The 21,533-nt window shown below is 52.4% G+C and carries 19 protein-coding genes, 1 tRNA gene and 1 pseudogene; 12 read left to right on the plus strand and 9 right to left on the minus strand.

The window, feature by feature from the left end; all coding sequences use genetic code 11:
• Window positions 1-7: 7 nt before the first annotated feature.
• Complete coding sequence (arcA, locus tag OGV57_RS12155) at window positions 8-1,228, minus strand: arginine deiminase (protein ID WP_003025834.1); 1,221 nt, start codon at window positions 1,226-1,228, stop codon at window positions 8-10.
• A gap of 672 nt (window positions 1,229-1,900) precedes the next feature.
• Between arcA and OGV57_RS12160 the strand changes: the two genes are divergently transcribed.
• Entirely contained in the window at window positions 1,901-2,353 is a 453-nt protein-coding gene (locus OGV57_RS12160; RefSeq protein WP_048234069.1) for a YhcH/YjgK/YiaL family protein, read from the plus strand.
• A 106-nt stretch (window positions 2,354-2,459) separates the two neighbouring features.
• Here OGV57_RS12160 and argF read toward each other — a convergent pair whose 3' ends face one another.
• Both argF and argL read right to left on the minus strand, forming a co-directional pair.
• Window positions 2,460-3,464 (minus strand): ornithine carbamoyltransferase, encoded by a 1,005-nt coding sequence (gene argF / locus OGV57_RS12165; RefSeq protein ID WP_003839620.1) that lies wholly within the window; start codon window positions 3,462-3,464, stop codon window positions 2,460-2,462.
• Window positions 3,434-3,529, minus strand: coding sequence for a putative translational regulatory protein ArgL (gene argL / locus OGV57_RS23815; protein ID WP_371303384.1), 96 nt, complete (start codon window positions 3,527-3,529; stop codon window positions 3,434-3,436). The genes argF and argL overlap by 31 nt, the downstream gene beginning before the upstream one ends.
• Before the next feature lie 98 nt (window positions 3,530-3,627).
• Between argL and rraB the strand changes: the two genes are divergently transcribed.
• The 3 genes from rraB to OGV57_RS12180 all read left to right on the plus strand — a co-directional run bounded on the left by rraB (window position 3,628) and on the right by OGV57_RS12180 (window position 5,857).
• The gene (gene rraB, locus OGV57_RS12170) at window positions 3,628-4,053 is read left to right on the plus strand and encodes a ribonuclease E inhibitor RraB (protein ID WP_003025845.1); all 426 of its coding nucleotides are present in this window, start codon (window positions 3,628-3,630) and stop codon (window positions 4,051-4,053) included.
• Window positions 4,054-4,104: 51 nt separating this feature from the next.
• The gene (gene miaE, locus OGV57_RS12175) at window positions 4,105-4,863 is read left to right on the plus strand and encodes a tRNA isopentenyl-2-thiomethyl-A-37 hydroxylase MiaE (protein WP_048216912.1); all 759 of its coding nucleotides are present in this window, start codon (window positions 4,105-4,107) and stop codon (window positions 4,861-4,863) included.
• 163 nt (window positions 4,864-5,026) lie between these two features.
• The gene (locus OGV57_RS12180) at window positions 5,027-5,857 is read left to right on the plus strand and encodes a hypothetical protein (protein ID WP_048216911.1); all 831 of its coding nucleotides are present in this window, start codon (window positions 5,027-5,029) and stop codon (window positions 5,855-5,857) included.
• A gap of 26 nt (window positions 5,858-5,883) precedes the next feature.
• Here OGV57_RS12180 and OGV57_RS12185 read toward each other — a convergent pair whose 3' ends face one another.
• The 4 genes from OGV57_RS12185 to pepA all read right to left on the minus strand — a co-directional run bounded on the left by OGV57_RS12185 (window position 5,884) and on the right by pepA (window position 11,553).
• Entirely contained in the window at window positions 5,884-6,387 is a 504-nt protein-coding gene (locus OGV57_RS12185) for a GNAT family N-acetyltransferase (RefSeq protein WP_003844894.1), read from the minus strand.
• A gap of 219 nt (window positions 6,388-6,606) precedes the next feature.
• Window positions 6,607-9,462 carry a valine--tRNA ligase gene (locus OGV57_RS12190; protein ID WP_054528003.1) on the minus strand — a complete coding sequence of 952 codons (2,856 nt, stop codon included), beginning with the start codon at window positions 9,460-9,462 and terminating at the stop codon, window positions 6,607-6,609.
• Window positions 9,462-9,905, minus strand: coding sequence for a DNA polymerase III subunit chi (gene holC, locus OGV57_RS12195; RefSeq protein ID WP_003025862.1), 444 nt, complete (start codon window positions 9,903-9,905; stop codon window positions 9,462-9,464). The genes OGV57_RS12190 and holC overlap by 1 nt, the downstream gene beginning before the upstream one ends.
• Before the next feature lie 136 nt (window positions 9,906-10,041).
• The gene (pepA, locus tag OGV57_RS12200) at window positions 10,042-11,553 is read right to left on the minus strand and encodes a leucyl aminopeptidase (RefSeq protein ID WP_003025870.1); all 1,512 of its coding nucleotides are present in this window, start codon (window positions 11,551-11,553) and stop codon (window positions 10,042-10,044) included.
• Between the two features lie 153 nt (window positions 11,554-11,706).
• Between pepA and OGV57_RS12205 the strand changes: the two genes are divergently transcribed.
• The 3 genes from OGV57_RS12205 to lptG all read left to right on the plus strand — a co-directional run bounded on the left by OGV57_RS12205 (window position 11,707) and on the right by lptG (window position 14,002).
• Window positions 11,707-11,757 (plus strand): hypothetical protein, encoded by a 51-nt coding sequence (locus tag OGV57_RS12205; RefSeq protein WP_212723231.1) that lies wholly within the window; start codon window positions 11,707-11,709, stop codon window positions 11,755-11,757.
• A gap of 62 nt (window positions 11,758-11,819) precedes the next feature.
• Window positions 11,820-12,920 (plus strand): LPS export ABC transporter permease LptF, encoded by a 1,101-nt coding sequence (gene lptF, locus OGV57_RS12210; protein ID WP_003839630.1) that lies wholly within the window; start codon window positions 11,820-11,822, stop codon window positions 12,918-12,920.
• Window positions 12,920-14,002, plus strand: coding sequence for an LPS export ABC transporter permease LptG (lptG, locus tag OGV57_RS12215; protein WP_003025875.1), 1,083 nt, complete (start codon window positions 12,920-12,922; stop codon window positions 14,000-14,002). The genes lptF and lptG overlap by 1 nt, the downstream gene beginning before the upstream one ends.
• Before the next feature lie 101 nt (window positions 14,003-14,103).
• Here lptG and OGV57_RS12220 read toward each other — a convergent pair whose 3' ends face one another.
• Complete coding sequence (locus tag OGV57_RS12220; RefSeq protein WP_054528665.1) at window positions 14,104-15,606, minus strand: helicase HerA-like C-terminal domain-containing protein; 1,503 nt, start codon at window positions 15,604-15,606, stop codon at window positions 14,104-14,106.
• Between the two features lie 147 nt (window positions 15,607-15,753).
• A complete protein-coding gene (ahr, locus tag OGV57_RS12225; RefSeq protein WP_054528004.1) occupies window positions 15,754-16,773 on the minus strand; it encodes an NADPH-dependent aldehyde reductase Ahr in 1,020 nt (339 codons plus the stop codon).
• Between the two features lie 220 nt (window positions 16,774-16,993).
• Here ahr and OGV57_RS12230 point away from each other — a divergent pair.
• The 5 genes and pseudogenes from OGV57_RS12230 to OGV57_RS12250 all read left to right on the plus strand — a co-directional run bounded on the left by OGV57_RS12230 (window position 16,994) and on the right by OGV57_RS12250 (window position 21,527).
• Window positions 16,994-17,078 (plus strand) — tRNA-Leu (locus OGV57_RS12230).
• 200 nt (window positions 17,079-17,278) lie between these two features.
• Window positions 17,279-18,535 carry a tyrosine-type recombinase/integrase gene (locus OGV57_RS12235; protein ID WP_200005804.1) on the plus strand — a complete coding sequence of 419 codons (1,257 nt, stop codon included), beginning with the start codon at window positions 17,279-17,281 and terminating at the stop codon, window positions 18,533-18,535.
• Window positions 18,536-18,587: 52 nt separating this feature from the next.
• Window positions 18,588-18,767 (plus strand): annotated as a pseudogene (locus tag OGV57_RS12240) (integrase); the annotation flags it as partial.
• 651 nt (window positions 18,768-19,418) lie between these two features.
• Window positions 19,419-20,000 (plus strand): restriction endonuclease subunit S, encoded by a 582-nt coding sequence (locus OGV57_RS12245; RefSeq protein ID WP_200005803.1) that lies wholly within the window; start codon window positions 19,419-19,421, stop codon window positions 19,998-20,000.
• Window positions 20,001-20,003: 3 nt separating this feature from the next.
• The gene (locus OGV57_RS12250; RefSeq protein ID WP_200005802.1) at window positions 20,004-21,527 is read left to right on the plus strand and encodes a type I restriction-modification system subunit M; all 1,524 of its coding nucleotides are present in this window, start codon (window positions 20,004-20,006) and stop codon (window positions 21,525-21,527) included.
• The last annotated feature ends 6 nt before the right edge of the window (window positions 21,528-21,533 follow it).

Here is a 21,533-nt window from a genome sequence, read left to right on the forward strand (position 1 = left end):
CTTTTCCTTAAATACCGTCGCGTTCCAGTGGGCAGCTCATGCAGCGTGCGCCGCCGCGTCCGCGTCCAAGTTCGTCGCCAGGAATGGGTAAAACGGTGATGCCCGCTTTGTCGTATTTCTCGTTGGTCCAGATGTTGCGCTCGTAGCCCACGACCACACCGGGGCGTAGCGTCAGGACGTTGTTGGCGTCATTCCACTGTTCGCGTTCAGCTTCGAAGGCGTCGCCTCCGGTGGTTATCAGCGTGATTTGGTCAAGGCCCAGCGCTTTTTCGAGGGCATGTACCAGAGTACTTTCCTGGGTGCGTTTCAAGCCGCCGCGCCCGTCTGGCGTCAGGGTCCAGCACTGGACATCCGGGCGTACCACTTCCGGGTAGACGGAGAAGGTATCGATATCAATGTGGGTCATGACGGTATCGAGGTGCATACAGGAGCGATGTTTCGGCAGTTCAACCGCGATGACGCGTTCAGCCTGGCGATGCTTAAACAGCGACTGGGCAAGGAATTCAATGCCCTGCGGCGTGGTGCGTTCCGACATACCGATGAGTACCGCGCCGCGACCAATGACCAGCACATCTCCACCTTCTAATGTGGCGTGGTCGTAATTAATATTTTCATCGCCGAAATATTTAATAAATTCACCATCAGCAAATTGAGGGTGCCAACGGTAGATCGCCCGCAGGTTATTGGTTTCTCTTTGCCGCGCGGTTTTTGCCATTGGGTTAATTGACACACCGTTATATATCCAGCATGAGGTGTCGCGGGTAAATAAGTGGTTTGGTAATGGCTTCATAATAAAGTCATTAATATCGTGAGTATCGACCACCATATTTTTGATTGAGGCAGGAATTTCTCCGTAGGTTAGCCCACCGCTTAAATGCCGGGCGAGTTCCCGATGCTGCATATCTGCAAGCCAGGCACGAATATCCGTGGCGAAAGCGGGGCCAAGGCGATAATCAGAGATTTGTGTCTCCAGCAACCAGTCTTTGGCATCTTGGACATCTAAGGTTTGTGTCAATAAATCAGTGAGTAACAGAACCTCAATCCCTTGCTGACGTAACGTGTTGGCGAAAATGTCATGCTCTTCTCCTGCACGCTCTACCGAAAGAACATCATCAAAAAGCAGTTCCTGGCAATTTGATGGCGTCAGCCTTTTTAAGCTGAGATTAGGGCGATGTAGCATTACGCTACGTAATTGACCGATTTCAGACCCGACATAATGCTTTTCCATCATTATTCCTTTAATACGATTTTAAAAAATAAAGAGGATGTGCCTGCAAATAATATTTATTGCAGTCATGACTTTTCAGCTGATTTCGGAATCTATATTTAGATCTTATTTGATGAGGAAACGTGATTTATTTCACAGTCAGGTCGATATTTGACTTTTGATGTTTAATTTATGATATGGCTCGGAGAATTAATAAAATAAAAACATGAATAATTGAATTACTACGCGGGAATATGTCTTGTTATTTATCGGTGTTAATTTTATGTACACTTTTAGTGTGCTGTAATATAAGTAATACATTGATTTATTTGTGCTTTTTTCTGTGTTGTGAATTATTATGCGAATATATGATTTTATTATTTGCGCGGTAAAGTTCATTTCAAAATAAATATGACGATGAAGAAGGATAGCGAAGGAGAGGTGAACTGTGATCGATAGCTGGTTTTTCTAATAAAACTTTTAATAACAGTTGGTTACTGATCTGGTTGAAAAAGGGTAGCCGAAAGTTATGCAAAGTTTATGCATAACCTGTTGCTGAGAGTTAGCAATTATTTAACACCATCAGCGATAAACATGCGTTGACGCAAAATATCGGCAAATAGCAGTAGTATGGCAGGCCGTTTTTTCGTATAACAACTAAAATGAAACGATGTTTTAATTAAGGGGTTTGAGATGATTGTTGGCAATATTCACAACCTGGATGCCTGGCTGCCGGAAGAGCTGCGTCAGGCAATTGAACACATTAAAGCGCATGTGACGGATGCGACGGAAAAAGGTAAGCACGACATTGACGGCGATCGCCTGTTTTATCTGATTGCCGAAGATATGACGGAGCCGTTTGCACAGCGCCGCGCCGAATATCACGCTCGCTATCTGGATATTCAGATCCTGCTCAAAGGCCAGGAAGGAATGGCCTTCAGCACGCAGCCTGCGGGCGCGCCGGAAACTGACTGGCTGGCGGATAAAGATATCGCCTTCCTGCCGGAAGGGGTACAGGAGAAAACGGTGGTGCTGAACGAAGGTGATTTCGTGGTGTTCTATCCGGGTGAAGTGCATAAACCGCTGTGCGCGGTCGGTGCTCCAGCGCTGGTACGCAAAGCCGTAGTGAAAATGCAAGTGGCATAAGCGTATTTGCCGGGGGCGGCTTCGCCTTGCCCGGCCTACGAGAGCGCGGTTGTAGGCCGGATAAGATGCTTAGCATCGCCATCCGGCATTCTTTTCATCCATGCCCTCACTTCGCCAGCGTCGCCACCATCACCGCTTTGATGGTGTGCATCCGGTTTTCCGCCTGATCAAATACGATGCTGGCGGGTGATTCAAAGACCTCATCGGTCACTTCCATACCGCCGTGCAGACCATATTCCTGTGCCATTTGTTTGCCAAGCGTGGTTTGATCGTCATGAAACGCGGGCAGGCAGTGCAGGAATTTCACCTGTGGATTGCCGGTCAACGCCATCATCGTGCTATTAACCTGGTACTTACGCAGCAGCGCAATACGTTCGGCCCACTTCTCTTTTGCTTCGCCCATTGATACCCAGACGTCGGTATAGATAAAGTCCGCACCTTTCACGCCCGCGGCGACATCTTCGGTCAGCGTAATATTGCCGCCGTTTTTCTGCGCCAGCGCTTTGCACTCTGCAACCAGACTTTCCTCTGGCCAGCAGGCCTGCGGTGCGACCAGGCGCAGATCCAGCCCGGTTAACGCAGCGGCTTCCAGCATGGAATTGCCCATATTGTTGCGGGCATCACCGGTGTAGACCAGCGTCATCTCATTAAACGCTTTACCCGGCAGGTGTTCCTGCATAGTTAACAGATCCGCCAGCAGCTGGGTGGGATGAAACTCGTTGGTTAATCCGTTCCACACCGGAACTCCGGCATATTCCGCCAGCGTCTCGACAATCTCCTGGCCGTGTCCCCGATACTGAATACCGTCGTACATGCGGCCGAGCACGCGGGCGGTGTCTTTGATCGACTCTTTATGGCCAATCTGGCTGCCGCTTGGCCCGAGATACGTCACGCGAGCGCCCTGGTCGTATGCGGCAACTTCGAAAGAGCAACGGGTGCGGGTTGAGTCTTTTTCGAAGATGAGCGCGATGTTTTTACCGGTGAGCTTTGCGACTTCAGTGCCGTTTTTCTTATCTGCCTTTAGCTGCGCGGCGAGCAGGAGCAGTGACGTGAGTTCAGCAGAGGTGAAATCAAGCAGTTTCAAAAAATGTTTATGATAAAACGCAGACATGGTTCCCTCACATGGCTTAGGCCATTTATTGAATTAAAATTCAATTTATATGGATGTTTATTCATTTGCAACCTTGTTTAACAAATCTTTCCAGGAAAGGTGGAGGCAATGACAGCGGTATGTGACAATAAGAGTATCGGCAGGACATTATGAGGAACGAGCCATGGCAAACCCGGAACTACTGGAAGAACAGCGTGAAGAAACGCGCTTGATTATTGAAGAGTTACTCGAAGATGGCAGCGATCCAGACGCGCTGTACACCATTGAGCATCACCTTTCCGCGGATGACTTCGAAACCCTGGAAAAAGCGGCAGTAGAAGCCTTCAAGCTGGGTTATGAAGTGACCGAGCCGGAAGAGCTGGAAGTGGAAGAAGGCGACACGGTTATTTGCTGTGACATTTTGAGCGAATGTGCACTGAATGCGGAGTTGATCGATGCTCAGGTTGAGCAACTGATGAACCTGGCTGAAAAATATGATGTGGAATACGACGGTTGGGGCACCTATTTTGAAGACCCGAACGGCGAAGAAGGTGAAGACGGCGACGATGAAGATCTCGTCGACGAAGATGATGACGGCGTGCGTCACTAAGTCATCTACTGACCTGCGGTAGCCCAGGCTGCCGCAGGCCAAGGACAATGTATGGATTATCTGCAAATACTCTCCCCGATCCACAATTTCCTGCACTGTAAAACGCCCCAGGCCTGGCTTGATAAAGCGCGAGACCCGGCTAATCTGCCTCTGTTATTGACCGACCACCTCGTCTGTGAGCTGAAAGCGGCGCAAACGGCGATGCTGCTGGTGCGTAAGTATGTCGCAGATAAACAGGGATCTCAGGCGCTGCTGGACTGGCTGAAACCCTATGAAGCGTTTGCTTTCAGAGAAGGGGATGAGCCGGATTTTATCGCGCTGAATAAACAGATAAGCAAAAGCGTGATGCCGCAAACCGACGATCCGTGGGGACGCAAGCTTATCGACAGCATGGTTTTGCTGATCAAAGAAGAACTGCATCATTTCTGGCAGGTGCGTGAGGCGATGATGAGACGCAACATTCCCTATATTAAGATTACCGCCAGCCGTTACGCCAAAGGCATGCTCAAAGAGGTGCGCACCCACGAGCCGCTGACGTTAATCGATAAACTGATTTGCGGGGCTTACATTGAGGCGCGTTCCTGTGAACGGTTCGCCGCGCTCGCACCGTATCTGGATGACGATTTGCAGGCGTTTTATCTGTCGCTGCTGCGATCCGAGGCGCGGCACTATCAGGATTACCTGGCGCTGGCGCAGCAGGTTTCAACCGATGATATCAGTAGCCGGGTGCAGTTTTTTGGCGAAGTAGAAGCCGCGTTGATCACCTCTCCTGACGATGAATTCCGCTTTCACAGCGGTGTGCCAGCTTAGTTCCTTTCTTTGACGCGCGTGCCCATCGCCGCGCGGTTTAATCCTTCCTGTTTCTGTTAGCAAAATCTGGTGGCTGGAAATAGCTCGCTGCTGCCGTAATAATCAAAACATCGAAGGGGAAATATATCCCTGTAACAGAGACGATTTGGCATAAGGATGGTTAATGAACTGGGTACACGTTTTGTTGGCAGGTTATATCGGGGCGGTGATTGCTATCGTCGTCGGCATGTTTCGCAAAAAAGGCTGGCTGGGCAAGGTCTCCGGCGCGGTGGTCTTTGTGGTGGCGATTATCGCGTGGAATCTGTTTGATGTGCACTACCTGATCCCACGCGAAAGCCCGGATTATGGTCTGACGGATGCGCAGAAATTTGAAAACGCGATGCTGTCCATGCCCGTTTATCAGGTGCTTAAGGAGCAGGAGCCAGCGCTGTGGCAGAACATCCTCACCCAGGCAACGCAGCTGAAAGAGGCGGGGAAAAGCGAGCAACAGATTATCGACGCTATTCAGCCGCAGATCCTACAGGTACAGATGGCGCGTTTGCAGCAAGCGCCTGATGCCAACGTGATCGAGTATATGAAGATTAATCTCGAGCAGATTGCCGCGGTGGCAAAAGTGGGCAATGACGAATGTTTTCGCTTTTTGTTCCCGGCAGTGAAAGGCGGGATTAACCCGGTGCGTATTATTCCGCGCGAGCTCATGAACCGTCGTATGGCCAGCGACATGAGTATGATGCACGCGGCCTATGGCCCGAACAAACATACGGTTACGGCGGAAGAAAAACAGTTGGCGCTTCAGGATCTGCAATCCATCAGTCCGGGGCTGGTACAACGCTTTGGACCGGATATCCAAATCATGGCCGATCCGAGTAAAGGCGTGGGCAAAGAGAAAGTCGCCTGTGAAATGGTGCAAGATTTATGGTCACAGGTGCTGAAGCTGCCAACCGCTCGCGCGGCTGGCGTTATTCGACTGATGCTCTCAGCCGAGATGCAGTAACGCGGTTAAAGCCTCTCGGCGTAAGGTCAGAGGGGCTTTAACATTCGCACTTCACAATCTACGTGCCCGGTACAGCCCAGCGCTTCGCTGATATGCTCAAAGCCTAAATGCTCATACAGGCGGATTGCCTCAGTCAGAAAAGCCGTGGTCTCAAGATAGCACTGCTTAAAACCTTGCTCACGGGCATGTTCAAGCGCCATCAGCGCCAGTTTTTTCGCCAGCCCCTGACCGCGCGCGCTCGACAGGAAGTACATCTTTTGCAGCTCGCAAATGTCTGGTTCACTACATCCTAACGGTGCAACACCGCCGCCGCCCACGACTTCACCGTTTTGCTCAACCACCCAGTAGGCCGCGCCCGGCTGGCTGTAAACCTGGAACAATTCGTCCAGATCAGGGTCGGCAACGGTGTAGCCTTTATCGGCGGTAAGGCCGTATTCAGCGGAAACTTTGCGGATAACGCGGGCAATTGCGGCGTTATCATCGGCAGAAATTCGGCGCAGCGTTGCCGCGACGGAGGTAATGGCACTCATAGCGAACTCATGACATAAAAGTGAGACATATGCAGTTAATACCACTGCGGTGAGGGGAAGCGCAAGCGAGGATAATTCAATAAAAAGCCTCTGAGCATATGCGTCAGAGGCTTTTATTGTCTGCGGCGTCGGATGCGCTACGCTTATCCGACCTACGTTGACGGTGCCCGTAGGCCGGATAAGCGCAAGCGCCATCCGGCAAACGTACAGGCACGATGATTACAGCGCGGCGATGACCGCCTGCTGTTCAATCAGCTTCGCTTTGGCTTCTGCGTAACCGTCCAGCTTCTCACGCTCTTTGGCGATGACCGCTTCCGGTGCGCGGGCAACGAAACCTTCGTTGGAGAGCTTGCCTTCGATACGGGCAATCTCACCTTCGATTTTAGCCACTTCTTTCGCCAGACGCGCCAGCTCATCTTCTTTGTTGATGAGGCCAGCCATCGGGATCAGCAGCTCGGCGCCGTCGATGATTTTGGTCACGGAGACCGGACCTTTGTCATCGGCAGGTAGCACGGTGATGCTTTCCAGACGCGCCAGGTTCAGCAGGAAGCTCTTGTTGTCGTTCACACGACGCATCGCATCCGCGCTGCAACCACGCAGCAACAGCTCCAGTGGTTTACCCGGGGCAATGTTCATTTCCGCGCGGATGTTACGTACGGCAACGATCGCCTGCTTCAGCCATTCGGTATCGGCCAGCGCCGCTTCATCTACCTGAGCCGCGTTATATTCCGGGAACGGCTGCAGCATGATGGTATCTGCGGTGTTGCCACAAATCACTTTCACGCGCTGCCAGATGGTCTCGGTGATGAACGGGATGATCGGGTGCGCCAGGCGCAGCAGGCCTTCCAGCACGGTGACCAGCGTATTACGGGTGCCGCGCAGTTCAGCATCAGTTCCTCCGGTCATTACCGGCTTGGTCAGCTCCAGATACCAGTCGCAGAACTGGTTCCAGGTGAACTCGTACAGAATGCCCGCGGCGATATCGAAGCGGAAGTTATCCAGCGCTTCGCGGTACGCTTTGATGGTCTGGTTGAATTCAGCGAGGATCCAGCGGTCGGCCAGAGACAGGGTCATTTCGCCGCCGTTGAAGCCGCAATCCTGATCTTCGGTGTTCATCAGCACGAAGCGGCTGGCGTTCCACAGCTTGTTACAGAAGTTACGGTAACCTTCCAGACGCTTCATATCCCAGTTGATGTCGCGGCCAGTAGAGGCCAGCGCCGCCAGGGTGAAACGCAGGGCGTCGGTGCCGTGCGGCTCGATGCCGTTCGGGAACTGCTTCTCGGTACGTTTGGCAATCTTCTCAGCCAGCTGCGGCTGCATCATGTTGCCGGTGCGTTTCTCCAGCAGCTCCGGCAGTGAGATACCGTCGACCATATCCAGCGGGTCGATAACGTTGCCCTTGGATTTGGACATCTTCTGGCCTTCGTCGTCGCGAATCAGACCGGTCATGTAGACGGTATGGAACGGAACCTGCGGCTTGCCGTTTTCATCTTTGATGAAGTGCATGGTCATCATGATCATGCGGGCAATCCAGAAGAAGATAATGTCGAAGCCGGAAACCATAACGCTGGTTGGGTGGAACTGACGCAGCGCGTCGGTATTTTCCGGCCAGCCCAGGGTAGAGAAGGTCCACAGCGCGGAGGAGAACCAGGTGTCCAGAACGTCTTCGTCCTGACGCAGCGCAACGTCGGCGCCGAGGTTGTTTTCCTGACGCACTTCATCTTCGGTACGGCCAACATATACGTTGCCGTCGTTGTCATACCATGCCGGGATACGGTGACCCCACCACAGCTGACGGGAAATACACCAGTCCTGAATATCGCGCATCCAGGAGAAGTACATGTTTTCGTACTGCTTCGGTACGAACTGAATGTCGCCGTTTTCAACCGCTTCAACCGCCGGTTTTGCCAGCACGTCGGCACGGACGTACCACTGGTCGGTCAGCATCGGTTCGATAACCACGCCGCCACGGTCGCCGTAAGGAACGGTCAGATCGTGAGGTTTGATCTCTTCCAGCAGGCTCATCGCATCGATGGCAGCGACGATCGCTTTACGCGCGGCAAAGCGTTCCAGCTTCTGGAACTCAGCCGGGATTTCACTGGAGTAAACGTCAGACTCTTCGCCTTTGGTATCGTACACTTCCGCGGTTTCGCGGATGTCGCCGTCAAAGGTCAGGATGTTGATCATTGGCAGGGCGTGACGACGACCGACTTCATAGTCGTTAAAGTCGTGCGCAGGCGTGATCTTCACGCAGCCGGTGCCTTTTTCCATATCGGCGTGTTCGTCGCCGACGATCGGAATACGGCGGTCAACCAGAGGCAGAATAACGAATTTGCCGATCAGATCTTTATAGCGCGGATCTTCCGGATTCACGGCCACGCCGGTGTCGCCCAGAATGGTTTCCGGACGGGTGGTGGCGACGACCAGGTAATCTTTACCGTCTGCGGTTTTCGCGCCGTCGGCCAGCGGATAGCGGATGTGCCACATCGAGCCTTTAGACTCGCGGTTTTCCACTTCCAGGTCAGAAATAGCGGTGCGCAGTTTCGGGTCCCAGTTGACCAGACGCTTGCCACGGTAAATCAGGTCTTCTTTGTACAGGCGAACAAAGACTTCTTTCACGGCATTGGAAAGACCTTCGTCCATAGTGAAACGCTCGCGCTCCCAGTCAACGGAGTTGCCCAGACGGCGCATCTGGCGGGTAATGGTGCCGCCGGATTCCGCTTTCCACTGCCAAATTTTATCGATAAACGCTTCGCGACCGTAGTCATGACGGGTTTTACCTTCTTCAGCGGCAATCTTACGCTCAACCACCATCTGGGTAGCGATACCCGCGTGGTCGGTACCAGCCTGCCACAGGGTGTTTTTACCCTGCATGCGCTGGTAGCGAATCATGGTATCCATGATGGTTTGCTGGAAAGCATGACCCATATGCAAACTGCCGGTGACGTTCGGCGGCGGGATCATGATGCAGAAGGACTCTTTGCTTTCATCGCCGTTAGGTTTGAAATAGCCCTGCTTTTCCCAGTGCTCGTAAAGCGGCTGTTCGATATCTTGTGGGTTGTATGTCTTTTCCATTATTTCCAGGTTGCCGTATTCAGGTTAAAACCAGCCACGCGGTAAGCTTTGTAGCGATCGCGTGCCGATTGTTTCAAAGAATCTTCGTAAGGAACGAAGTCTATCACTTCTGTGAAAGCGGTGGCAAAATCTGCAAAGCCAACGCGCAAACTGATGAGCAGGTCGCGCGGGCTGCTATTGCGTTTCTCCGGCCAGGCAATCTCTACCGGCGCGCCGCCTCTGGGGCCTTCGCCCGCCAGATTATGCGGAACAAAGCTTTCTGCCGGTCTTGCCCACAGGGCTTCATCCAGTCGAAGAGCCTGCTTTTCGTTTTCACAGGCGATAAGCACGCGCTTGCCAGCCCGCCAACGTTCTGCGGCAATTTCACACACCAGTTGCTCGACGGCGCTTAAACCATCTTGTTGTGTGTCGTTGTCCAGAAGATAGAACGTCGCATTCTTCATATATGGGGCTTCTTGTGGTGGATTTAAATGCGTTGCCATGATGCACACCGTAGGCCTGATAAGGCGTATTAGCGCCGCCATCAGGCGTTTTGCCGGATGGCACTACGCTTATCCGGCCTACGGGGCAATCTTAAACTTACTCTTCGCCGTTAAAACCCGCGCGATTGAGCAGGAACTGCGACAGTAACGCAACCGGACGACCGGTTGCGCCTTTGGCTTTCCCTGAACGCCATGCGGTACCAGCGATATCCAGGTGCGCCCAGTTGTACTTACGGGTAAAGCGTGACAGGAAGCAGCCCGCGGTAATGGCGCCGCCAGGACGTCCGCCGATGTTCGCCATATCCGCAAAGTTAGACTCTAACTGCTCCTGGTATTCATCACCCAGCGGCAAACGCCACGCGCGGTCGCCAGCCTGCTCGGACGCACCGATCAGCTCATGCGCCAGCGGGTTGTGGTTCGACATCAGGCCGGTGATGTGATGGCCCAGCGCAATCACGCACGCGCCGGTCAGGGTCGCAACGTCAATCACCGCCTCCGGCTCAAAGCGCTCGACGTAGGTTAACACGTCGCACAGCACCAGACGGCCTTCGGCGTCGGTATTGAGCACTTCAACGGTCTGACCAGACATGGTGGTCAGCACGTCGCCTGGGCGATACGCGCGGCCACCCGGCATATTTTCGCAGCCCGCCAGTACGCCGACGACGTTGATGGGCAACTGAAGCTCGGCCACCATGCGCATCACGCCGTACACAGCCGCCGCGCCGCACATGTCGTACTTCATCTCATCCATGCCTTCGGCTGGTTTGATGGAGATACCGCCGGAGTCGAAGGTTAACCCTTTACCGACCAGCACAATCGGACGCGCGTCTTCGGACGGATTGCCTTTGTACTCGATGACTGACATCAGCGACTCGTTCTGCGAACCGTGACCGACGGCGAGATAAGAGTGCATACCCAGCTCTTTCATCTGCTGCTCGCCGATCACGCGGGTCACCACATTTTTGCTGTAGCTGTCTGCCAGCTGACGCGCCTGAGAGGCCAGATAAGCTGCGTTACAAATATTTGGCGGCATGTTGCCGAGATCTTTCGCCGCTTTAATGCCAGCGGCGATTGCCAGACCGTGTTGGATCGCACGCTCACCGCTGGTCAGCTCGCGGCGGGTCGGCACGTTGAAGACCATTTTACGCAGCGGGCGACGCGGCTCGCTTTTGTTGGTCTTCAACTGGTCAAAGCTGTACAGCGTTTCCTGTGCCGTCTCAACGGCCTGGCGCACTTTCCAGTAGTTATTACGCCCTTTGACGTGAAGCTCAGTCAGAAAGCAGACGGCTTCCATTGAGCCAGTATCATTCAGCGTATTGATGGTTTTCTGAATGACCTGCTTGTACTGGCGCTCATCAAGTTCGCGCTCTTTGCCACAACCAATAAGGAGAATTCGCTCAGACAGAACGTTAGGAACATGGTGCAGCAACAGGGTTTGACCCGGTTTGCCTTCCAGTTCGCCACGACGCAGCAGTGCGCTGATGTACCCGTCGCTGATCTTGTCGAGCTGCTCTGCAATCGGAGAGAGGCGGCGTGGTTCAAAGACACCCACGACGATGCACGCACTCCGCTGTTTCTCCGGGCTACCGCTTTTTACACTGAACTCCATGCACTACGCTCCTGAATCTTAAAGACAACGGCGGTGGCTACGGATAGAATTGCAAGCTTTCGTAACTCATACCCGCTGTTGCGGTGACTTCGTGTTAATCTTAACGTTATTACGGCATTGGCACGTCAGAACAATTTCTGAGAGGTGGATCCGTTGAGTATAATGATCTTAGCGACGATTTCGACGACTCAAGAGAATAAATGACGTTTAAGCCATGAAACAAGCTAAATTCCGGCAAAAGACGGGTTTTTACGGGCGTATTTAAAGTGATAATCATAAGATATCTGGTTCGGGAAACGCTCAAAAGCCAACTTGCGATCCTATTCATCCTGCTTTTGATCTTCTTTTGTCAAAAGTTGGTCAGGATCCTTGGTGCGGCTGTTGACGGTGATATCCCGGCAAATCTGGTGCTCTCGCTGCTGGGGCTGGGCGTGCCAGAAATGGCGCAACTTATCTTGCCCTTAAGCCTGTTCCTCGGGCTGCTGATGACGCTGGGCAAACTGTATACCGAAAGTGAAATTACGGTCATGCATGCCTGTGGGCTGAGCAAGGCTGTGCTTGTTAAAGCGGCGATGGTGCTGGCGTTGTTTACCAGTATTATTGCGGCGGTCAACGTGATGTGGGCCGGGCCGTGGTCCTCCAGACATCAGGACGAAGTCCTGGCAGAGGCGAAAGCGAACCCCGGTATGGCGGCGCTTGCTCAGGGGCAATTCCAGCAGGCGACCAACGGCAGTTCGGTGCTGTTTATCGAAAGCGTTGACGGCAGCAACTTCAAAGACGTGTTTCTCGCGCAAATCCGCCCGAAAGGCAACGCTCGTCCTTCGGTCGTCGTAGCCGATTCCGGACATCTTACCCAATTGCGCGATGGCTCTCAGGTTGTGACGCTAAACCAGGGGACGCGCTTTGAAGGTACCGCGCTGCTGCGCGATTTCCGCATTACCGACTTCCAGGATTATCAGGCGATTATCGGCCATCAGGCCGTGGCGCTGGATCCAAACGATACCGAACAGATGACCATGCGTACGCTGCTGGCGACCGACACCGATCGCGCCCGCGCGGAGCTGACCTGGCGTATCACGTTAGTATTCACCGTATTTATGATGGCGCTGATGGTTGTACCGCTGAGCGTGGTAAACCCGCGTCAGGGTCGCGTGTTGTCGATGCTGCCAGCAATGCTGCTCTATTTGCTGTTCTTCCTGGTTCAGACATCGCTGAAGTCGAACGGTGGTAAAGGTAAGCTGGATCCGGTGTTCTGGATGTGGGTGGTTAACCTGGCTTATCTGGCGCTGGCGATTGTGCTTAACCTCTGGGATACGGTGCCGATGCGCCGCTTGCGTGCCCGTTTTATGCGTAAAGGAGCGGTATAATGCAGCCTTTTGGTGTACTTGACCGCTATATCGGTAAAACCATTTTCACCACCATCATGATGACGCTGTTCATGCTGGTGTCGCTCTCCGGGATCATCAAGTTCGTTGACCAACTGAAAAAAGCCGGGCAGGGGAGCTACGATGCGATGGGCGCCGGGCTGTATACCCTGCTCAGTGCGCCGAAAGATATCCAGATCTTCTTCCCGATGGCGGCGCTGCTGGGGGCATTGCTGGGGCTGGGCATGCTGGCCCAGCGCAGTGAACTGGTGGTGATGCAGGCTTCTGGCTTTACCCGTATGCAGGTGGCGTTGTCGGTGATGAAAACCGCGATTCCGCTGGTGCTGCTGACGATGGCCATTGGCGAATGGGTCGCACCGCAGGGTGAACAGATGGCGCGTAACTACCGTGCGCAGCAGATGTACGGCGGCTCGCTGCTCTCTACCCAGCAGGGTTTGTGGGCGAAAGACGGTGACAGCTTTGTCTACATCGAGCGGGTGAAAGGCGAGGCCGAGTTGGGCGGGATTAGCATCTACTCGTTTAACGACAAGCGTCGTCTGCAGTCTGTACGTTACGCTGCGAGCGCGACGTTTGACCCGGAGCAGAAGGTCTGGCGTTTGTCGCAGGTGGATGAATCCAACCTGACCGATCCGAAACAAATCACCGGTTCGCAAACGGTGAGCGGCACCTGGAAAACCAACCTGACGCCCGACAAGCTCGGCGTCGTGGCGTTGGATCCTGACGCGCTGTCGATTAGCGGTCTGCATAACTACGTGAAGTACCTGAAGTCGAGCGGCCAGGATGCCGGACGCTACCAGCTCAATATGTGGAGCAAAGTCTTCCAGCCGCTATCAGTGGCGGTCATGATGCTGATGGCGTTGTCGTTTATCTTTGGTCCGCTGCGTAGCGTCCCGATGGGGGTGCGTGTGGTGACGGGGATTAGCTTCGGTTTTGTGTTCTATGTGCTGGACCAAATCTTTGGCCCGCTGACGCTGGTGTACGGCATTCCGCCGATTATCGGTGCGCTGCTGCCAAGCGCCAGCTTCTTCCTGATAAGCCTGTGGCTGATGCTGCGTAAATCGTAATCACAGTAATCGTAGGCCTGATGGCGTTGCGCTTTTCAGGCCTACTCCGGACCCATAGGCCGGATAAGGCGTTAAGCCGCCATCCGGCAACGTAATACGGGCTAGCGTTTTCTCCCGCCCATCAAACTCCCCAACATGCCGCGGATTATCTGATTAGTAACCTGTCGCGCCGCGCTTTTCGCCACGCTCTGTACCACGCCATCGCGCTTGCCGCCGCGCGGCCCTGTGCTGCCAAATAAAATATCCTTCAATCCACCGAGAATACCGCCGTCCACCTCGACCGCTTTACCGTTGGCGGGAGGCGTATTTTGCTGCTCGGTACTGGCCTGCACACCTTGCTGTAAACGTTCATAGGCGGACTCTCGGTCGATATCTTCTTCATATTTGCCGTACAGCGAAGAGTGATTAATCAGCCCGTTGCGCTCGTCGTCCGTCACCGGTCCCATCCGTGAGCAGGGAGCAATCACCATCGCCCGTTCAACCACCGACGGGCTGCCTTTGGCGTCCAGAAACGACACCAGCGCCTCGCCGGTTCCCAGCTCCTGAATGGCTTTTTCGGTATCAAATGCCGGGTTGGCGCGCATGGTTTGCGCCGCGGTTTTCACCGCTTTCTGATCTTTCGGCGTGAACGCGCGCAGGGCGTGCTGCACGCGGTTCCCCAACTGACCAAGCACGTTGTCCGGAATATCCGACGGGTTTTGCGAGACGAACCACACGCCGACCCCTTTCGAGCGGATCAGACGGATCACCTGTTCGATTTTATCCAGCAGCACCTGCGGGGCATCGTTGAACAGCAGATGCGCTTCATCAAAGAAGAACACCAGTTTTGGCTTCTCCAGATCGCCCGCTTCCGGCAACTGTTCGTACAGTTCTGAGAGCATCCACAGCAGGCTGGCGGCGTACAGTTTGGGCATCTGGTAGAGCTTCTCGGCGCTGAGGATATTAATCATCCCTTTGCCGCTGGCGTCGGTACGCATCCAGTCTTTGATGTCCAGCATCGGTTCGCCAAAGAAGTGTGCCGCTCCCTGCTGCTCCAGCGACAGCAGTCCGCGCTGGATAGCCCCGACCGAAGCGCTGCTGATATTGCCGTACTGATTCTGGAAGGATTTAGCGTTATCGCCGATGTACTGAGTGATGGCCCGCAGGTCTTTGAAATCGAGCAGCAGCAGGCCCTGGTCATCGGCAATGCGGAAGATAATATCCAGCACGCCGGACTGAATGTCGTTGAGATTCAACAGACGAGCCAGCAGCAGCGGCCCGAGGTCAGATACCGTGGCTCGCACCGGGTGACCCTTTTCGCCGAAGATATCCCACACCGTGACCGGATTACCATGCGGTTGCCAGTCGGTAATGCCGATGTTTTTCAGGCGGGCGAGTAGCTTTTCAGAGGCTTGTCCTTCTTCGGCTACGCCGGTTAAGTCACCTTTCACATCGGCCATAAATACCGGTACGCCAATCTCGGACAACGATTCGGCCAGCTTTTGTAGTGTGACGGTTTTACCGGTCCCGGTCGCGCCGGTAATCAGCCCGTGACGGTTGGCCATGCCTGGCAGTAAAAACAGTTCGGTGTTCGGCGTGCGGGCAATTAGCAGGGGTGCGCTCATTGAGATTTCCTCCATTTATCCTGCCTGGAGTATAGGCAACCGTGATGCACTCTTCACCGCTAAATTGCGGAGATTGTGAGGAGAATTTTACCTGCCTGGAATAGCGGGGAGAATAGCCGGGAAGCTTACGCCTCCCGGCAAAGACGATCAGAAGTCGGCTTTCAGCACCACGCGGTAGCGGGCCTTGCCGTCACGCACATGCTGGATTGCTTCGTTAATTTGCGACATCGGGTACAGCTCGGTGGTAGGCGACACCTTGCTGCGCCCGGCAAACTTCATCAGCTTGCGCAGCTCGAATGGCGTCCCGGTCGCCGAACCGGAGATGCTACGATCCCCGGCAATTAAGGTGAACGCCGGTACCGGCAGCGGCTTCAGCACTGCACCGACGGTATGGAAGTTACCGCCGTAGGCCAGCGCTTCAAAATAGGGCTGCCAGTCGAGATCGACGTTAACTGTGTTAATAATGAGATCGAACTGGCCCGCCAGCGCTTTTAGCGCATCCGGATCGCGGCTGTTGACCACCTTATCCGCTCCCATCGCCAGCACTTCCTGCTCTTTCGCCGGATTGGAGCTGAACGCGGTCACTTCGCAGCCCATCGCATGCAACAGCTTAATGGCGATATGCCCCAGCCCGCCGATGCCGATCACCCCGACACGGCTGGTGGCTGTGATATGGTGCATCAGCAGCGGTTTGAACACCGTAATGCCGCCGCACAATAATGGGCCAGCGGCCGCCAGATCGATACTCTCCGGCAGCGGGATCACCCACTGCCAGTCGGCTCGTAGCTTCTCGGCAAAGCCGCCGCGATTAAGAATAGTGGTAACGGAACCTTCCAGGCAGTTAATCTGATTGCCGCTGATACAGGCGTCGCAGTGCCCGCAACTGCGCGCCGTCCAGCCAATACCGACGCGCTGACCAACCTTCAGACCCTTATCCTGCGCCGCGCTGCCGAGCGCCGCCACGCGACCAATCACCTCATGCCCGGCAACCAGCGGATACTGAGAGAATCCCCATTCGTTGTCGATCATCGACAAATCAGAATGGCAGATACCGCAGTAATCGACCTGGACTTCGACATCTTCCGGCTTGAGCTCGCCCGCATCATATTCATAGAGTTCGAGTTCGCTGCCCGCCGCTTTTGCGGCGTAGCTTTTTATCATCGACATCGTGTTTCCCTCAGTGTGGTGTTGAACTGGAAGTGTAGAGCATGGGGAAACGGGACGCCTCGCAGAAGGGGGGGTTAAGAAGAGGGCAAACTGTGATGATGGTTACAGGTAAGAAAGGTAATGCTGAAATTTTCAACACTTAGCGAGCCAGACACACGCTGGCGCTTGCATGGTGGCGCACGACAGGTATAATCCACAACGTTTTCCGCATCCCTTCCGTGCCGGAGTGGCGAAATCGGTAGACGCAGTTGATTCAAAATCAACCGTAGAAATACGTGCCGGTTCGAGTCCGGCCTTCGGCACCAAAAGCATGTAAATGGACCTCAACTGAGGTCTTTTTTTATGTCTGAACTCCGCGCTACACAAGTCTTTTCCAGCTTTTTTCCCCAACTGAAGTCAACCTGAGTCCACCCACATCAACAAGCTTGTGAGTATACTAATGAGTATATTTGCCGATTCGATATTGCTTGTATACTCACGAGATACCAATGGAAGGAGGTCCATTATGGCCCTAACGGATACTAAAGTTCGTTCTGCAAAACCTGAAGACAAAGAGTATTCACTTGTTGACGGCGACGGCATGCTCTTACTTGTAAAACCTAACGGCTCTAAGTATTGGCGATTTCGTTTCCGTTTTGGTGGTAAACAACATTTGATGGCATTCGGTGTTTACCCGGATGTTTCGCTGGCTGATGCCAGGAAGAAAAGAGAAGAGGCCAGAAGGTTGGTAGCTGCTGGTATCGATCCTCGTGAGCATAAACGTGCTGTGAAAGAAGAGCAGGCGAAAGAGATTATTACTTTCGAGAAGGTTGCCAGAGAGTGGCTCGTGACCAACCAAAAATGGTCGGAAGATCATGCTAATCGCGTTAAAAAGAGCCTAGAGGACAATATCTTCCCGGCAATTGGTGCTTGCAACATTGCTGAACTGGGTACCCGTGATCTGTTAATTCCAATTAAAGCCGTAGAGATATCTGGACGTCTTGAAGTGGCTTCCCGTCTTCAACAGCGCACCACGGCTATCATGCGTTATGCAGTGCAAAGCGGGTTGATTGATTACAACCCGGCGCAAGAGATGGCTGGGGCGGTTGCTTCCAGTAATCGGCAACACCGTCCGGCGCTGGAGTTAAAGCGCATCCCTGAATTACTTCAGAAAATAGATGACTACACCGGCAGGCCACTAACCCGTTGGGCAACCGAACTCACTCTGCTTATCTTTATTCGCTCCAGTGAGCTGCGTTTTGCTCGCTGGTCGGAGATCGATTTCGAAACGTCAATGTGGACGATCCCGCCTGTGCGAGAGCCTATTCCCGGCGTGAAACATTCTCAAAGAGGGTCAAAAATGCGTACACCTCATCTGGTGCCGCTTTCAAAGCAGGCGCTGGCGATCCTGAAGCAAATAAAACAGTTCTGTGGCGAACATGAGCTGATCTTTATTGGCGATCATGATCCGCGTAAGCCAATGAGTGAAAACACCGTAAACGGTGCGCTACGGGTCATGAGATATGATACTAAGGTTGAGGTTTGCGGGCACGGCTTCCGCACAATGGCCTGTAGTTCGTTAATTGAGTCAGGACTATGGTCGAAGGATGCGGTGGAAAGGCAGATGAGCCATATGGAACGCAACACAGTACGAGCAGCTTATATCCATAAGGCGGAGTTTATTGACGAACGTAAGTTGATGCTGCAGTGGTGGGCGGATTTTCTGGATGCGAACCGGGAGAAGGGGATTACGCCGTTTGACTATGCAAAGCTTAGACGGTGATCAACAATGCCTTCTTCTGCAATGTATGCATCGTTCTATATATACAAGGAGCCACTCGGCCTTGATAGAGACACAGCTTGCTCATGTGGATAAGAATGCGATTCGCGGTACGTACAACCATGCGCATTATCTAGAGGGAAGACGGGAGATGATGCAGTGGTATGGAGATCACATTGATGGGCTTGCTAGCGCTGAAAACGTATTTGCTGGCTCGTTTAACAAAAAAGCATAAAAATTTTTTGGGCCTCAGCAATAGCTGGGAAAGGAGATTACTTTATTTGAAAAGTCAGAAATGCAAGATAATTATCTTTATAAAACAGCTTGTTATAGGGAGTTTTTTCTTACCTTATTATTCTATTTTATTGCTGACTACAGTTCATCTCTTGTCTGTAGAAGGAATACTGTAGATAAAATGCTATTGACGATACTCTATTTTTACTTCATGATGCTTCTACCAACTCACTTTTACTACAGTATCAAGTGTACAGACAGTGATGTGAGTGGTGCGACAGGAGGCAACCTGTCGCGTTGACTCAAACCCAAAGCGTCTAAAACTAGGATTGGAGGTCGTTCATATGGCAGTTTATCAAATTTCTTATGATCTGCAAAAGCAGATTATCACATTTCGCGTAACAACTGAATCACGCCAAGCAGGACCTGATGCTAACTCCATGACTTTACATGGATCATTGTCTCTCACCAAATTGCTGAGCAAATTCGCGAAAATGTTCTGGTTATGGTGGTGATTTAGTAACAAGAGTTAAAGCGGCAGGAGTGAGCACGGATTATCAACGAAAGGGCCAGAATGGGTTCAAAACCCCCGGCCCTTGAATCCTACTTGACGACAAGTGCATCAGGAATGGTGCACCTAACCGAGGTCTTTATGCCAACAACGTTAATAAAGTTAGGTGATGTCGCTACTATCCGGTCTGGCTATACATTTCGAGGGGCGATAGAGCCAGTACCTGACGGAGATGTACGCATATTACAAATTAAGGACCTCGAGCTGGATTGGCAGAGAGATTATGAAGCTTTACCGGCGATTAGTTGGGAGCAACGTGTTGAGCCGCCTTTCCTCAGACAAGGTGAAATTGTCGTTGCCGCCAGGGGGAACCGGAACGTCGCGGTTGTCTGTAGCAGTGACATCCCAGTGGTAGCTACCAGCCAGTTTCTGATCGTTACCCTTCGAAGGGAAGAGCGCGAGATAGCTCCTGAATACCTGTGTTGGGTACTTAACCACCCGATGACACAACAGATGTTTAATCGCAGTGGTACAAACATCCAGCTTATTACTAAAGCAGCATTGTTGGATGTGGAGATTCCTGTTCCATCTGCGCATACGCAACGACAACTTATTGAGCTTCAACGAGTCTGGCAGGAAGAAGATAAACTTATCAGTAAGTTACAAAATAATCGCCACCAACTTGAGCTTGGCATTTTGCAAAAATTACTTAAGGATAAATAGGTTATGAGCAACAAAATAGATCAAGACCGTATTAACAGGGTGCTATGGGGCATGTGCGATATCTTCCGTGGCACTATCAGCCCTGATACCTATAAAGACTTCATCCTTACTATGTTGTTCCTGAAGTACATTTCTGATGTGTGGCAGGATCACTATGATGGATACAAAAAAGAGTATGGTGACGAGCCGGAACTGATCGAAGAAATGATGAAGAACGAACGATTCGTTCTGCCAAAAGAGGCCAGTTTTTATGCGCTGTATGAGCGTCGTAATGAACCTGGTAACGGCGAGCGTATCGACGAGGCCCTTCACGCGATTGAAGAAGCCAATGGTACTAAGCTGAAAGATGCAGGGAAAAGCGTTTTCCAAGATATCTCTTTTAACACAGATAAACTAGGTGAAGAGAAGCAAAAGAACGGGATTCTCAAAGACCTGCTAGTGGAGTTCGCTAACCCAGAGCTGAACCTTAAGCCTAGTCGCGTGGGCGGGCTGGACGTAATCGGTAATGCGTATGAATACCTGATCGGAAAGTTTGCTGCAAACAGTGGTCAGAAGGCGGGTGAGTACTATACCCCACCGGAAGTGTCTGAACTTATGGCTGAACTCTTAGAGCCACGACCGGGAGATACTATTTGCGATCCCGCCTGCGGTTCTGCGTCCTTACTGATGAAATGTGGTCGTAAGGTAGTGCAGCATCATGGCTCCAAACAGTATGAACTCTATGGCCAAGAAGCCATCGGTTCAACCTGGTCATTGGCGAAAATGAATATGTTCCTGCATGGTGAGGATAACCACAAAATCGAGTGGGGCGACACCATTCGTAATCCGAAGTTGTTAGATAAGAATGGCGATCTAATGCTGTTTGATGTGGTTACCGCTAACCCGCCTTTCTCGCTGGATAAATGGGGGCATGATGAGGTAGAAAACGATAAATTTGGTCGTTTTCGTCGAGGTTTGCCGCCAAAAACTAAGGGTGATTTTGCTTTTATTCTGCATATGATCGAGACCATGAAGCCGAAAACGGGGCGTATGGGAGTAGTGGTTCCACATGGTGTGTTGTTCCGGGGTTCTAGCGAAGGTAAGATCCGCCAAAAGCTGATTGAAGAAAATTTGCTTGATGCAGTGATTGGGTTACCTGAAAAACTGTTTTACGGGACGGGTATTCCAGCTGCAATTCTGATCTTTAAAAAGCAGAAAGTAGACGATAACGTGTTGTTTATCGATGCCAGCCGTGAGTTTAAACTGGGTAAGAATCAAAACCAGCTCACTGGTGATAATATTCGTGACATTGTTAGTGCTTATCGAAATGGTGATAATATTGATAAGTATGCCCATATTGCCAGCCTGCAAGAGATCCGCGATAACGACTACAATCTGAATATTCCCCGTTATGTCGATACCTTTGAAGACGAAGAGCTAATTGATCTAATGATTGTACGTGCCGAGCGCGAGCAACTTAAAGGACAGATGGCAACGTTGGAAATAGAAATGGCTAAGTATCTGGAGGAACTAGGATATGGTGCCTAAGGGATG

The organism is Citrobacter sp. Cf087 (assembly GCF_030334285.1).
GTDB lineage: Bacteria > Pseudomonadota > Gammaproteobacteria > Enterobacterales > Enterobacteriaceae > Citrobacter > Citrobacter freundii.